This window comes from Wandonia haliotis (assembly GCF_039523435.1).
In the GTDB taxonomy this organism is placed as follows: domain Bacteria; phylum Bacteroidota; class Bacteroidia; order Flavobacteriales_D; family Crocinitomicaceae; genus Wandonia; species Wandonia haliotis.
In genome coordinates this window covers 177,107-190,937 of the sequence record NZ_BAAAFH010000011.1, presented here as the reverse complement: position 1 = coordinate 190,937, position 13,831 = coordinate 177,107, and the positions used below count along the sequence as shown (strand labels likewise).

The following is a 13,831-nucleotide window of genomic DNA, read 5'->3' as shown; positions in this document are numbered from 1 at the left end:
CTACTTCCGAATGAGTGGTCGGATCAAGTGTTCTAATCCATTAATTTTTATTTCCAGCATTTCTTCCAACATACTTCCTATGGTTCCTTTTGGGAAGCCATTTTGCCGGAACCAAACAAGGTAGGGTTCAGGTAAATCCACCAAAAAATGCCCCTGGTATTTTCCAAAGGGCATTTTTGTATTAGCTAATTTTATCAGATGCTCTTTCTGCATACTAATCTTTCATTAGTTTTTTATAACGCATACGTGTCGGTCCGGTGTCTCCCAATCGTTTTTTCTTATTCTCTTCGTACTCCGAGTAAGATCCTTCAAACCAGTACACCTGTGAATCGCCTTCAAAAGCCAGGATATGTGTACAAATACGATCCAGGAACCAACGGTCGTGAGAAATAACCACAGCACAACCTGCAAAATTCATAATTCCTTCTTCCAAAGCACGTAATGTATTCACATCAATATCGTTGGTAGGCTCATCCAGCAATAATACGTTTGCTTCTGTCATCATTGTCATTGCAAGATGAAGACGATTTCGCTCTCCTCCGGACAGCACACCAACCTTTTTGCTTTGGTCACCTCCTACAAAACCAAATTTCGAAATGTAAGCTCTCGCATTGATTTTTTGGTTACCTATTTCAACAAATTCTAATCCGTTTGAAACCACATCAATTACAGACTTTTCAGGATCAAGATCTTTATGATTCTGGTCTACGTATCCGATTTTAACGGTATCCCCTACTTCAAAGTTTCCTGAATCAGGTTGTAGCTCTCCCATTATCATTTTAAAAATTGTAGTTTTTCCGGCACCATTAGGCCCTACAATCCCCACAATTCCTGCCGGTGGCAGTTTAAAATTCAAATCATCATACAACAACTTATCTCCAAAAGACTTGGCTACATGAATGGCATCAATTACATTGGTTCCCAAACGCGGACCATTTGGAATCGGAATTTCAAGCGTTAACTCTTTATCCTTCATCTCTTCAGACATCATCTTGTCGTAATTTGCCAGACGCGCTTTGTTCTTCGCATGACGTCCTTTAGGATTCATTCGTACCCACTCTAACTCACGCTCTAACATCTTCTGACGCTTCGAAGCCTGTTTTTCTTCCTGTTGAAGTCGTTTTGATTTCTGATCCAACCACGAAGAATAGTTCCCTTTCCATGGAATACCCTCTCCTCTGTCCAATTCAAGAATCCAACCGGCAACATTATCCAGGAAGTAACGGTCGTGCGTAATTGCAATTACCGTTCCCTTATATTGTTGTAAGTGTTGTTCCAACCAGTGAATTGATTCTGCATCTAGGTGGTTGGTAGGCTCATCCAACAAAAGAATATCCGGATTTTGAATCAACAAACGACATAAAGCAATACGGCGTTTCTCTCCTCCTGACAAATGTTCAACAATCTGGTCGTCCGGAGGACAACGCAGAGCATCCATAGCTCGCTCCAGTTTTGTGTCCAATTCCCACGCATCAAGCGCATCAATTTTATCCTGTACCTGTCCCTGGCGGGCAATTAGCTTATCCATTTTATCAGGATCATTCAATACCTCTTCATCCATAAAGGCATTGTTAATCTCTTCGTATTCTTTCAAAACATCAACTGTTTCCTGTGCCCCTTCCATCACAACTTCCTTAACCGTTTTGGCAGGATCCAGTTCCGGCTCCTGAGGCAGATACCCTACAGTATAGCCTTCCACAATTGACACATCTCCCTGATACGCGGTATCAAGACCTGCAATAATCTTTAATACGGTAGATTTACCCGATCCGTTCAAACCGATAATACCGATTTTCGCTCCATAAAAAAAGGAAAGAGAAATATCTTTAATAATCTGCTTGCCCATTGGTGTCGTCTTTGACACGCGGTGCATTGAAAAAATTATCTTCTTGTCGTCTGACATAGTCTAAATGATTTAAGTCTCAAATGTACAAAATACACCTGATATTTATAAAAAAGTCCCCGTGTCAAAACACGGGGACTCTATCTTTACAATTACTTATTGCTTATGCTTTTCCTTTAGCAGCTTCAGCTTTAATCAAGTTCAGTGCAGAACCTGCCACAAACCATTCAATCTGCTGTTCGTTGTAGGTATGATTCAAAGAAACTACATCTTTAGAACCGTCCGCATGAACAAACTCCACCGAAAGTGCTTTCCCTGGAGCAAACTGATCAAGATCAAGGAAGTTAATTACATCATCTTCCTGTACTTTATCGTAATCTGCTTCATTTACAAAAGTAAGCCCTAACATACCTTGCTTTTTAAGGTTGGTTTCGTGAATACGTGCAAACGACTTAACAATTACTGCTCGTACTCCCAAATGACGTGGCTCCATTGCTGCGTGCTCACGGGAAGAACCTTCTCCGTAGTTGTGATCTCCAACTACAACCGAAGGAATACCTGCGGCTTTGTAGGCGCGCTGTGTAGCCGGAACTTCTCCGTAAGAACCAGTTAACTGGTTTTTCACCTTATTGGTTTCTCCGTTGAATGCATTCACTGCACCAATCAACATATTGTTAGAGATATTGTCAAGGTGTCCGCGGTAACGTAACCATGGACCAGCCATAGAAATGTGATCCGTTGTACATTTACCTTGCGCTTTAATCAACAACTTGGCTCCTGTAATGTTTTTACCGTCCCATGCCGGGAAACTTTCAAGAAGTTGAAGACGTTCAGAATCAGGTTTCACTACTACTTCCACACCAGATCCATCTTCTGCAGGTGCCTGGTATCCCGGATCATCTACATCAAATCCCTTAGGAGGAAGTTCCCATCCAGTCGGAGGATCCAATTTAACCTGCTCTCCTTTGTCATTTGTCAATGTATCCGTGATCGGGTTGAACCCTAAATCTCCGGAGATAGCTAAAGCAGCTACCATTTCAGGAGAGGTAACAAAAGCATGCGTATTCGGATTCCCGTCTGCACGTTTTGCAAAGTTACGGTTGAAAGAATGAACGATTGTATTCACTTCTCCTTTGTCCGCTCCTTCTCTGTCCCATTGACCAATACATGGTCCACAGGCATTTGTAAATATTTTTGTACCCAATTGTTCGAACAACCCAATAAATCCATCACGTTCGATTGTAAAACGAACCTGCTCCGATCCCGGGTTAATACCGAATTCAGCCTTTGGTTTCAAACCTTTATCCAACGCCTGCTGAGCAATAGATGCAGCACGCGAAATATCTTCGTAAGAAGAGTTGGTACATGAACCAATCAATCCCCACTCTACTTTCATAGGCCATCCGTTAGCTTCCGCCTCTTTTCTCATCTGAGAAACAGGTGTTGCCCGATCCGGAGTAAATGGTCCGTTCACATGTGGCTCCAAAGTAGAAAGGTCGATTTCGATCAACTGATCAAAATATTTTTCTGGATTTGCGTAAACCTCGTCATCACCTGTAAGATGATCTGCAATTTTATCAGCTAATTCAACTACTTCTTTACGTCCTGTTGCTTCAAGATAACGACGCATTGAATCGTCATAACCAAAAGTAGAAGTTGTAGCACCTATTTCCGCACCCATGTTACAGATCGTTCCTTTACCAGTTGCTGAAAGTGACTTAGCACCTTCCCCAAAGTATTCTACGATACATCCTGTACCACCTTTTACAGTAAGAATACCTGCTACCTTAAGAATTACATCTTTAGGAGCCGTCCAACCGTTCAGTTTACCTGTTAATTTAACACCAATAAGTTTTGGAAACTTCAGTTCCCATGGCATACCTGCCATAACGTCTACCGCATCAGCACCACCGACACCGATAGCCACCATTCCAAGTCCACCCGCATTTACCGTGTGTGAATCGGTACCGATCATCATTCCTCCCGGAAAAGCATAGTTTTCAAGAACAACCTGGTGAATAATACCTGCTCCCGGTTTCCAGAAACCAATTCCGTATTTATTGGATACAGATGACAGGAAGTTGAATACTTCATTGTTTTTATTCAAGGAATCCTGTAAATCTTTATCAGCACCTAATTTTGCCAAGATCAAGTGATCCGCGTGAACTGTTGACGGAACCGCAGCCTTTTTTTTACCAGCCTGCATAAACTGAAGCAAGGCCATTTGCGCAGTAGCATCCTGCATCGCGACACGATCCGGGGCAAAATCAACATAAGAACCTCCACGAGAGTACTCTTCTGAAGCGGTTCCATCCCAAAGGTGAGCGTAAAGAATTTTTTCCGACAAAGTCATCGGTTTACCAAGCATCTTACGCGCAGCCTCAATACGCTCCGGATAACGCTCGTAAACCTTTTTGATCATATCCAAATCAAATACCATAATTACAGCGGGTTTTCTTTTAAATTTAACTTATTAAACATGTGGATTGCGAAAATAATAATTTGTCACCCCATTTAAAAATAAATGCTAAAAAAACATTGCTATTTAGACTGATTAAAGAGATGACCAAAAAATGAAGATAAAAAATTGAGAAGGTCATCAGAGTAAGCATCAATAAACCTCAAATAAGCAACTTTACTTATCGCCTGATTTACAAAGCTATTACACTGAAAGATAGAACGTCCCTTCCGGTGTGATTTGCTGTTCTACCAGCCCCCAACAAATAAAAAGGACCAAAAGATCATCAATATCTCTTTTTTTTAATGAACTATTTCGATACAGAGAAGATAATGTAGACTTTTCCTGCGAAGCTATCAATCTTAAAAAATCAAGCTGTGGTTGTGACATTTCTTCCGGTTGCGCAATGTTTGTTTTTTGCTTTTTCCACACTCTGACAAGAATCTTATTTGCCAGCAAGGTATTGTCTCCAACCCGGACATACGTCACCCACTTCCCTTCTTCATCAGGAGATTTATGAGGTTTTTCCTCCGAAGGCTTAACAAACACCAGTAAAACTAACTTGTGACCTTCCTGCCACACCTCAGTTGTAAAAGGAACTTTAGGAGTACAATACATATCAGCAGCCGCATCAATAATATGAATCTCTTCCGAAGGATCAACCCCCGCAATTTTGCCGTTATCTTTCACACCAATAAGTAACCTACCTCCCTCTGAGTTAGCAAAAGCACTCATTGTTCTCGCAATTTTTCGCGCATCATCTACTCTGAATTTAAAATCCTGTTGCTGATGTTCTCCTTCTGCTATAAGTTCTTGTAGTGTCATTATTCATTCCAAAGTTTCCAGGCCTGTAACGCCTGTTCTCTAAGCATTGTTTCTCCATTCAACACAACTGCTCCATTCGCCTTTGATCTTCTTAAGAATATAGTTTCTTTAGGATTGTATATCAAATCAATAACAAGATGATCTGAATGTATTGCTTCAAATGGAATATTCAAAACCAAATCTTCTTTCGGAAACATTCCAACCGGAGTACAATTCACCAAAACCCCGCAGTGACGGATCATTAATTCATTGACATCTTCCAGACGAAACTCTCCTTCACGTGGTGACCTTGCAGCAACCAGAACTTCGAGACCAATCTGTTCAAGTACATATTTTACAGCTTTTGCTGCTCCACCATTACCAAACAAAAGCGCTTTGTGATGTGTATTCAGCAAAAAAGGCTTTATCATCTGATGAAAACCAAACGCATCTGTATTGGCTCCAATCGTTTTTCCATCTCGAAACAGAACTGTGTTAACAGCACCTATTGCTGTTGCTTCTTCAGTCAATTCATCCAAAAAAGGAATAATAGCTTCTTTATACGGAATAGTTACATTCAATCCTTTCAGATTCTCCTCCAATAATACAGACTTAATCTCATCAATATTACTCAACTCATAATTTAAGTAAACTGATTCAATATTCTCATTTTTAAATTTTTCAGAGAAAAAATTAACAGAAAAAGAATGTCCCAGTTTTCTTCCGATCAAACCGTATTTGTTCATCTTTCAACGAAAAGTTTAGTTTAATTTCTGCTTTCGGGAAGCAAATCGCTCAAGAAGGATAATAATTGCCATTCCCGCCAAACCTAAAAGAACAGCTCCTACCAATTGCGAATCTCCGGAAAAATTATCCGGACTAACATTGCGCTGTAACCACTCTTCTCTACCATCCGAGTGAATCGTAAGAGGAGCACTCCCTACATTTTCTTTCCATGGCCAAATCCTATTCAATGATCCCAATAAAAAACCTGTCAAAACAGCAAGTGTAACCGTTTTAAACCTACTAAAAAGGAATTTAAGAACACGGGAAAAACTAAGGATTCCTACTACACACCCGGCTCCGAAAATTGCAATCAATTTCATATCGCGATCATGAATAGCTTCTATAACTGCGTGATAGGATCCCATCAATAACAAAATGAACGACCCTGAAATTCCCGGTAAAATCATTGCACAGATAGCTATTGCTCCACTTAAAAAGAAGTACCAGTTTGCCTGTACATCAGCTGTTGTCTCGATGGTTGTAATCCAATACGCTGCTCCGGCTCCAAGAAGAAAACCAACAATAACCTCAGGTTTTCTGGATTGAATCTGCTTCCCCACCAGCCAGGTACTGGCCAATACCAAACCAAAAAAGAAACTCCAGATCAGTACTTCATGATTTTCCAAGAGAAATTTAATGAGTTTTGCCAATGTTAAAACCGAAATAAATATCCCTGTCAACAAAGCCAGCAAAAAGTCTCCATGAATATACCTCCACGCGGCACTTATTCCTTCTTTTCTTAGTTTACGTAACGCCTCTAAATTAACATTACTAATCGCTGTCAGTAACTCTTCATAAATCCCTGATATAAACGCTATCGTACCTCCGGAAACCCCTGGAACAACATCTGCTGCTCCCATAGCAGCTCCTTTCAGTGTAAGAAAAAAATAGTCAAGAAATGACCTCATGGACTTTGTTTTATAACTATTGATAATAGCTTGTGAATTACGCAAAAATAGAAAAATAATCAAAGGCTGTCCTGAAAATATCGAACACAAAAAAGCCGGCGAAAATTTCGCCGGCCTGTCTCTCTTTCCCCTAATCAGTTCAAGTGAACACAGACTGATTGGTTATGGGATGACTTTTTTACTTCAACCGACTTAGAAAAAGCTAAAATCAAATCTAATGAAGCACGTTTCGGACCTTCTTTCAACTCCTGATCCTTTGGAGCAATTGAATTTGTAAATACTTTTTGCATAGGCTCACAATTTTACATTTTGTTAATCGGTACTATTATAACGGGATTCAAGTGGTATTATTTTATGGGTATAAAAAATTTTTAGCCTTCCTCCTTTTGTAGCAAAAATCACACATCTTACGAGAGAATATTACTAAATTTGTAGGTTTCAACGAGAATATACTTACAAATATGAGCGAAATCGAAAAAACATCTTGTTTAATTATAGGTTCGGGTCCTGCGGGATATACAGCAGCCATCTACGCAGCAAGAGCCAGTATGCAACCAATATTGTACGAGGGGCTTCAACCCGGAGGGCAATTAACGACGACCAATGAGGTTGAGAACTTCCCGGGATATCCTGAGGGAGTAACGGGTCCGGATATGATGATCCAGCTAAAACAGCAGGCAGAACGTTTTGATACAGTTGTTCGACCAGGTTTTATTACCAAAGTTGACTTTTCAGGATCAGTTCACAAAGCATGGACGGACGATAACAAAGAAATTCACGCCGATACGATCATAATTGCAACCGGAGCGTCTGCTAAATATCTGGGACTTCCATCCGAGCAGAAATTTCTGCAAAGCGGAGGTGGTGTATCAGCCTGTGCTGTATGTGATGGATTCTTCTACAGAGGTCAGGAAACTGTTATTGTAGGAGCTGGAGACTCTGCCTGTGAAGAAGCTCATTATTTGTCAAAGCTTTGTACAAAAGTTACCATGCTAGTCAGACGTGACGAGTTCCGTGCTTCAAAAATTATGGCAGACCGCGTGAAGAATACACCAAACATTGAAATTCTTTTCAATACCGAGACTGTAGAAGTTTTAGGAGACGATGTTGTAACTGGTGTTCGTGTAAAAAATAACGTTACAGGAGAAGAGCAGGATATCCCGGCTACCGGATTCTTTGTTGCGATTGGTCACAAACCAAATACGGATATCTTCAAAGATTACATTAATCTGGATGAAACCGGATATATTAAATATGAAGAACCCGGAACAAGCAAAACAAATGTAGCCGGAGTATTTGTTGCAGGAGATGCTGCCGATAAAAACTATCGTCAGGCTATTACAGCAGCAGGAACCGGATGTATGGCTGCACTAGATGCAGAACGTTATCTGGCTTCCAAAGAGCATTAGAGATATAGCTAAAAATAAAAAACGCTACTCAGATTGAGTAGCGTTTTTTGTATGATAACATAAGTACTTTATATAGATTTACGCGCTCCTTTACGCAGGGTAAATACAGATATCTCAGGTCGCATCCCTACTCTTCCCGGAAAACCAAGAAAACCAAATCCTCTGTTCACGTAAAGATACCTTTCATCTTCGTCATACAGTCCCAACCATCTCTTGTAACGATACTTTATAGGACTCCACTTCCACCCTGGTATATCTACTCCAAACTGCGCTCCGTGGGTATGACCACTTAACGTTAATCCAATTTTCTCCGGATGTTGTCGGACTTTTTCCCAGTGATCCGGATCATGCGATAAAAGAATTTTGAAACAATCTGCAGGCACACCGTCCATTGCTTTATCTAAATCTCCATATTGCGGAAAAGGAGGATTCCCCCAGTTTTCAACACCTATCAACGCCAGTTTGCTTCCCTCTTTCTCGATAACCCGATGTTGATTTCGTAACAAATCAAAACCAGCCTCCTTTTGGTAATCAAATAGCTTTTGTAAATTCTCTATACGATCCGTTTCACTATCCCATGAGATATAATGTCCGTAATCATGGTTGCCAAGAATACTGAATTTACCATACTTCGCATGTAAGCGTTTCCACATGTACACAAAAGGCTCTAATTCTTCAGAACGATTGTTCACAGCATCTCCTGTAAACACGATCACGTCCCCTTCTTCCTTTTGCAATAATTCCAGCCCTCTGGCTACTTCAGAAGGATGATCAAATGTTCCGGCGTGAAAATCTGTAAATTGAATTACTTTAAAACCATCAAAAGCTTCCGGGAGATCTTCAAAATAAAGGTCCATCCGATTTGTCATGTAATGGTATTTCCCCCGTGTGATTCCCCATAATGTTCCTGCCAGAGGAACAGAAGCAACAGCCAGAGACAGATTCCTTACAAACGCACGCCTCCCGACCAACTCTGTATGTCCTCTCGAGGAGAATTGTTCCCCAACGTACAATGCCACACGTACGACATCTTCTACAAAAAACACGGTAACCATTAAAATCTTAGCGATGACAATACCAAATGTCAGACCGACAATAAAATTCAATGAATAAATGGCATTATGCCCTCCTTCACCGGCTCTTTTGAAAACAAAATAGAAAGATGTCAGTAATATCAGACTGGAAAGTGGAATCAGCCAACGGTACCATCCCATGTATAGTGTTTTCTTCAATGACCACCATAAATAGGCATCCAAAACAAATAGAAACAGTATCACAAACACAATAAAACCTAAACTCCTCATAAAATTGATATACTGAATTTTGCAGAGGTTCAAATTTACTCTATTTTTGGTTTAAATCCACAAATATGAGATATTATCATTTGGTTCTTGTTTTGTTTTTTTCAACTCAAGCATTCACTCAATCTAAAATAGACGAGACACTTTCCAACCATCTTCTACACTCCCAAAATCAATTTGTTCGAGTTCGGATTGAATTCACCCAAAAATTTGATTCCCGTAGTTTTCATACTCAGAAAAAACAGGAAAAAAAGGGAATAACCGATCGCGTTCCGGAACTAATCACAGAACTTCAGGGTATTGCGCGAAAGGAACAACGAAACGTACGGGATTTTTTCGTGCAACATCCACAGGGAGTGAGTAATATTCAAACTTTCTGGATTATCAATGCAATTATTTGTGAGATACGTTCCGAGCTACTTCCCGAGTTGGAACAATTTGATGAGATCGCCTCTATACATCTGGAGAACAATCATTTTACATGGCATGAAAAACCACTTATTCAGCCGGCTACCGAAAAGATGGAAAACGGAGTTGAACCCGGTGTACTAGCTTGCAACGTACGTCCTCTATGGGATATGGGCTATACCGGACGAGGAAGGCAGGTATTCATTTACGATACAGGAGTATGGCCGGGACATCCTTCTTTCGCAGATCGCTATCTTGGAAACTTCAGATCTGAATCGGCAACCTGGCACGGACAATTCGCTGATGTACCTAATGGCCAAAGAAGCAGTCACGGAACGCATGTACTGGGAACTGTTGCCGGATTGGAACGAGCAACAAACGACACTATTGGAATTGCTTTCAACGCCTATTGGATGGCAAATGACCATATCGGAACTACCGTCGAAAGTCTTCCTACGCTTGCAGATATGATGTCCTCTTTTGAATGGGCACTAAACCCCGACGGAGACATCTCAACCTCACATGATGTTCCGGATGTAATCAATAACAGTTGGAGATGGTACGACGGAGCAGATCAGGAGCAATGTGAAGGAGTTGTTGTTGACCTTATGAATGCCATTGAAGCAGCGGGGATTGCCAATGTTTTCGCCGGAGGAAATTTCGGGCCGTCCAACACGACCGTTTCTGCCCCTCAACGAATTAATACATCGGAGGTAAATACTTTTTCGGTAGGTTCTGTAAATGCGAATTTAAGTTATCCATTTCCTATTTCTGATTTTTCAAGTCGCGGGCCTAAACAGTGTCCGGGAACAGGCTCTCTGATCATTCATCCTGAAGTAGTTGCCCCAGGACAAAATGTTAGAAGTGCGTACAACCAAAATGAATATGCGTATTTATCCGGAACTTCCATGGCTACCCCACATGTTTCCGGAGTAATCTTACTTTTAAAGGAAGCCTTTCCAGATGTTAGCGGAGAGGAAATCTTGTGGGCATTATACCTAACTGCTATTGATTTGGGCATACCAGGTGAAGACAATACATATGGAATGGGTTTGATTGATGCACATGCCGCTTTTCTCCATCTTGCACAAAATTATACCCCAACAGATCCATTGGCAGCATTTCTTGATTTGAACCTTAAAACTGTCTCCACTTATGAAAATATGGATGTACTCTGTCAATCAACACTACAACCCTATGCAGTCGTTGAAAACTCCGGAATGACAGTTCTTTCAGAGTTCAGTGTCTTTTATTCTTTAAACGGAGCAACAGAACAATTTATAAACTGGACAGGTACACTTAATCCCGGAGAAACCGTTCAAATAGATATCCCCATACTCACGAGTAACCAAACAGGAGCAAATGAATTAGTTATTCGCGCAGAATTGGGTAATGGAACGGAGGAATATGATTTCATCAACAATACCCGTTTTTACCGGTTTAATATTCGCCCGACAAAAGACATTCCTTTTCTGGATGGTTTTGAGCACGGATTCGGTGCGGGAGACTGGATAGTTGCAAATCCTGATGGAAGTAGAACCTGGTCGACAGTTGATGTTCCTAACAAAACATGGGGAACACAATCTGCCTGGATAAATGGTTATCAATATGGTCCAAATGCCAACCAACGTGACGAACTCATTTCTCCCCTCATTTCCTTTCCTTCTCAAAGTGACTCTCTGTTTCTGGAGTTTGATTACAGTTACCTGAGACGATCTTCTACCTCTCACGTACAGGACACATTATATATTCTTCTTGCCGAAGGTTGTTCTTCCGCACATTTCGATACGCTCTCTTTCTTAACCGGACTTGACCTTGCTTATGATGCTACTATTTTCTGGGATAACGTCCCCGATGCAAATCAATGGAGAACGGGAAAATATTCCCTCACTGGAGTAAACGGACAGAACCTATCTGTTGTTTTCCAAAATATTAACCGATCAGGAAACAATACCTACATAGACAATGTCTCAGTTTACGAAAAAGGACATACTCCACTCCTACTTACTGAAAACGTACTTGAAAAACTCTACATCTACCCCAATCCCAATAAAGGAGAATTTACTGTAGAGGTCTCTTCAGAAGCTTCCGATGCTCGTTTTACTATTTCTATAATTGATACTCAGGGTAAAACCATCTATTCACAAGACCCTGTGAACAAAGCTGTTAAAATCAATTTGGATCATATCCCAAAAGGATTGTATCTTGTGCATATTAAAACATCATTGAATAATTATATTGAAAAGATCGTTATTCAATAAATAACCGTTATTAAACTGTAGCTATGAACTCGAAAATTTATCTCGTTCCTCACGACTTTTCAGCGGTCGCCCACGCAGCTGTCAGGCACGCCCTTCTACTTGCCAAGGTTGCCAAAGCAGAATTATTAATTCTGCACTTAGTGGATGACAAACCCAAAGTAAAAGCCGCGCAAAACAAAATGATGGATTACGTCGATTCTCTGGATTTAACAGGATACGATACGAAAATCACTCCCCTTGTTACTACGGGTTCTATTTTTGAAGATATTAACCGGATTGCGGAAAAATACAATTGCAGTAAGGTAATTATGGGTACACATGGAGCCAAAGGGCTTCAAAAAGTATTTGGTTCCAATGCTATTAAGGTTATTCGAAGTACCAATCTTCCCTTTTATATCGTTCAGGACTCTACACCTCCTGAAAAGATCGAAAACATTATTGTTCCTATTGATACAACGAAAGAAAGTATTCAGATTATTTCTTTTGCCGCAGACATTGCTTATCTATTTAATGCAAAAGTACATGTTATAGCTGAAAACCAAAGGGATGAAATTTTGTCCCGTCAAATGAAAAACAGAATTAAACTGGTTGAGGATAAGTTTGAAAACCTTGGAGTGAATGCTTCTATTCACATGTTCGATACTTCAGGGAGTTACTCCTCTAAAATTCTGAAATACGCCGATGAGATCAATGCAGATCTTATAGCTGTTGCTTATCACACGGAAAGTCTTATTCCCGCTTTGGATAGCTTCCATCAGGGACTTCTCACTAATAAGTATAAAATTCCTGTGCTTATTATTCAATCCAAAGAGGTTACTTCGATGTATTTTTAACGCATTTACCTCAGAAAGCCATGCAATTACAACTTTCTGAGGTGAAATTTTGTTTTGTAAAGAATCACAAAACGCACTTAATAAAATTCAATGCTGACTAAACTTAAACTAGTTTTTCAGAGAATTTCCTAATTACTAAAAACCATAGTTAAAGTAGCAGGTACAGTCTCTAAACTATCTGTATGAAATGTACCATCAAAACGTAGAGTAAGTGTGATTCGTTTGTTTATATCATCTTGGTCACCTGGATGAAAATCGTGTATTTCTACATCTTGAATACTAACATGTCCGGTGTGACTCGTGTATGTCATACCACCAGTTAAGTATGATTGGATACCAACACGATTTGAATATAAGTCAACTCCCCCTGTTACCTCACTATCAACAAGCGTAAAATCTTCATTAATCAGACAGGAACCTCCTATTAATACTCCATTTGTTAGTGAGTCATTTATATAAAATGACAAGACATAGTTATCAAAATCCATATGTGATTGTGCTAATCCATATAGGTATGGTACAGAACCTTGCTCTAAAGTATCTCCATTATGAGAAACAAGCGAATAGTAATGATTTTCTCTCGGTTGAGATACATCTTCAGTATAAACACAACTTCCATCATCTACTGTTGCTTCGGCATCATAATTTAAAGCCGAAGAATCCATACACCCTTCTCTGTTACAAGAAATTAATAACGCTCCTGATAATACTACTAGTAAAAGTCTGCTTTTTTTTACGCTTTTCATAGCTATTTGTTTTTAATTGATTTCATCGTCAATGGTATTAGAACAACCATTATTCAACAAAAATCAAAAGAAAA

At 40.0% G+C, this 13,831-nt stretch carries 11 protein-coding genes; 3 read left to right on the top strand and 8 right to left on the bottom strand.

What is annotated here, in order from left to right:
• From ABDZ97_RS09000 to ABDZ97_RS08975, 6 genes are all read right to left on the bottom strand, one after another.
• A complete protein-coding gene (locus ABDZ97_RS09000; RefSeq protein ID WP_343786735.1) occupies window positions 1-213 on the bottom strand; it encodes a DUF3820 family protein in 213 nt (70 codons plus the stop codon).
• A gap of 1 nt (window position 214) precedes the next feature.
• Entirely contained in the window at window positions 215-1,903 is a 1,689-nt protein-coding gene (gene ettA / locus ABDZ97_RS08995; RefSeq protein ID WP_343786732.1) for an energy-dependent translational throttle protein EttA, read from the bottom strand.
• 103 nt (window positions 1,904-2,006) lie between these two features.
• Window positions 2,007-4,283 (bottom strand): aconitate hydratase, encoded by a 2,277-nt coding sequence (locus ABDZ97_RS08990; RefSeq protein ID WP_343786730.1) that lies wholly within the window; start codon window positions 4,281-4,283, stop codon window positions 2,007-2,009.
• Window positions 4,284-4,505: 222 nt separating this feature from the next.
• Window positions 4,506-5,126: an AlbA family DNA-binding domain-containing protein gene (locus ABDZ97_RS08985; protein WP_343786728.1), complete on the bottom strand. Its 621-nt coding sequence runs from the start codon at window positions 5,124-5,126 to the stop codon at window positions 4,506-4,508.
• Window positions 5,126-5,851, bottom strand: a complete 726-nt coding sequence (locus tag ABDZ97_RS08980; protein ID WP_343786726.1) for a shikimate dehydrogenase family protein — start codon at window positions 5,849-5,851, stop codon at window positions 5,126-5,128. Before ABDZ97_RS08980 ends, ABDZ97_RS08985 begins: the two co-directional genes overlap by 1 nt.
• A gap of 15 nt (window positions 5,852-5,866) precedes the next feature.
• A complete protein-coding gene (locus ABDZ97_RS08975) occupies window positions 5,867-6,799 on the bottom strand; it encodes a DUF368 domain-containing protein (RefSeq protein WP_343786724.1) in 933 nt (310 codons plus the stop codon).
• Between the two features lie 461 nt (window positions 6,800-7,260).
• Here ABDZ97_RS08975 and trxB point away from each other — a divergent pair, with 461 nt between their 5' ends.
• Entirely contained in the window at window positions 7,261-8,208 is a 948-nt protein-coding gene (trxB, locus tag ABDZ97_RS08970) for a thioredoxin-disulfide reductase (protein ID WP_343786722.1), read from the top strand.
• A 68-nt stretch (window positions 8,209-8,276) separates the two neighbouring features.
• Here the strand turns inward: trxB and ABDZ97_RS08965 are convergent, their stop codons facing one another.
• Window positions 8,277-9,512 carry a metallophosphoesterase gene (locus ABDZ97_RS08965; RefSeq protein ID WP_343786719.1) on the bottom strand — a complete coding sequence of 412 codons (1,236 nt, stop codon included), beginning with the start codon at window positions 9,510-9,512 and terminating at the stop codon, window positions 8,277-8,279.
• 65 nt (window positions 9,513-9,577) lie between these two features.
• On the opposite strand from ABDZ97_RS08965, the gene ABDZ97_RS08960 reads away from it, so the two are divergent.
• A complete protein-coding gene (locus ABDZ97_RS08960; RefSeq protein ID WP_343786716.1) occupies window positions 9,578-12,178 on the top strand; it encodes a S8 family serine peptidase in 2,601 nt (866 codons plus the stop codon).
• A 23-nt stretch (window positions 12,179-12,201) separates the two neighbouring features.
• Entirely contained in the window at window positions 12,202-13,011 is an 810-nt protein-coding gene (locus tag ABDZ97_RS08955) for a universal stress protein (RefSeq protein WP_343786714.1), read from the top strand.
• A 128-nt stretch (window positions 13,012-13,139) separates the two neighbouring features.
• On the opposite strand, the gene ABDZ97_RS08950 is transcribed toward ABDZ97_RS08955, so the two are convergent.
• Complete coding sequence (locus ABDZ97_RS08950) at window positions 13,140-13,757, bottom strand: hypothetical protein (RefSeq protein WP_343786712.1); 618 nt, start codon at window positions 13,755-13,757, stop codon at window positions 13,140-13,142.
• Window positions 13,758-13,831 lie beyond the last annotated feature (74 nt).

Excerpts from the sequence above, each read along its gene's own strand:
- ABDZ97_RS08960 (WP_343786716.1), top strand. The coding sequence starts at position 9,578 with ATGAGATATTATCATTTGGTTCTTGTTTTGTTTTTTTCAACTCAAGCA.
- ABDZ97_RS09000 (WP_343786735.1), bottom strand. The coding sequence starts at position 213 with ATGCAGAAAGAGCATCTGATAAAATTAGCTAATACAAAAATGCCCTTT.
- ABDZ97_RS08990 (WP_343786730.1), bottom strand. The coding sequence starts at position 4,283 with ATGGTATTTGATTTGGATATGATCAAAAAGGTTTACGAGCGTTATCCG.
- ABDZ97_RS08980 (WP_343786726.1), bottom strand. The coding sequence starts at position 5,851 with ATGAACAAATACGGTTTGATCGGAAGAAAACTGGGACATTCTTTTTCT.
- ABDZ97_RS08965 (WP_343786719.1), bottom strand. The coding sequence starts at position 9,512 with ATGAGGAGTTTAGGTTTTATTGTGTTTGTGATACTGTTTCTATTTGTT.
- ABDZ97_RS08975 (WP_343786724.1), bottom strand. The coding sequence starts at position 6,799 with ATGAGGTCATTTCTTGACTATTTTTTTCTTACACTGAAAGGAGCTGCT.
- trxB (WP_343786722.1), top strand. The coding sequence starts at position 7,261 with ATGAGCGAAATCGAAAAAACATCTTGTTTAATTATAGGTTCGGGTCCT.
- ABDZ97_RS08950 (WP_343786712.1), bottom strand. The coding sequence starts at position 13,757 with ATGAAAAGCGTAAAAAAAAGCAGACTTTTACTAGTAGTATTATCAGGA.
- ABDZ97_RS08955 (WP_343786714.1), top strand. The coding sequence starts at position 12,202 with ATGAACTCGAAAATTTATCTCGTTCCTCACGACTTTTCAGCGGTCGCC.
- ABDZ97_RS08985 (WP_343786728.1), bottom strand. The coding sequence starts at position 5,126 with ATGACACTACAAGAACTTATAGCAGAAGGAGAACATCAGCAACAGGAT.
- ettA (WP_343786732.1), bottom strand. The coding sequence starts at position 1,903 with ATGTCAGACGACAAGAAGATAATTTTTTCAATGCACCGCGTGTCAAAG.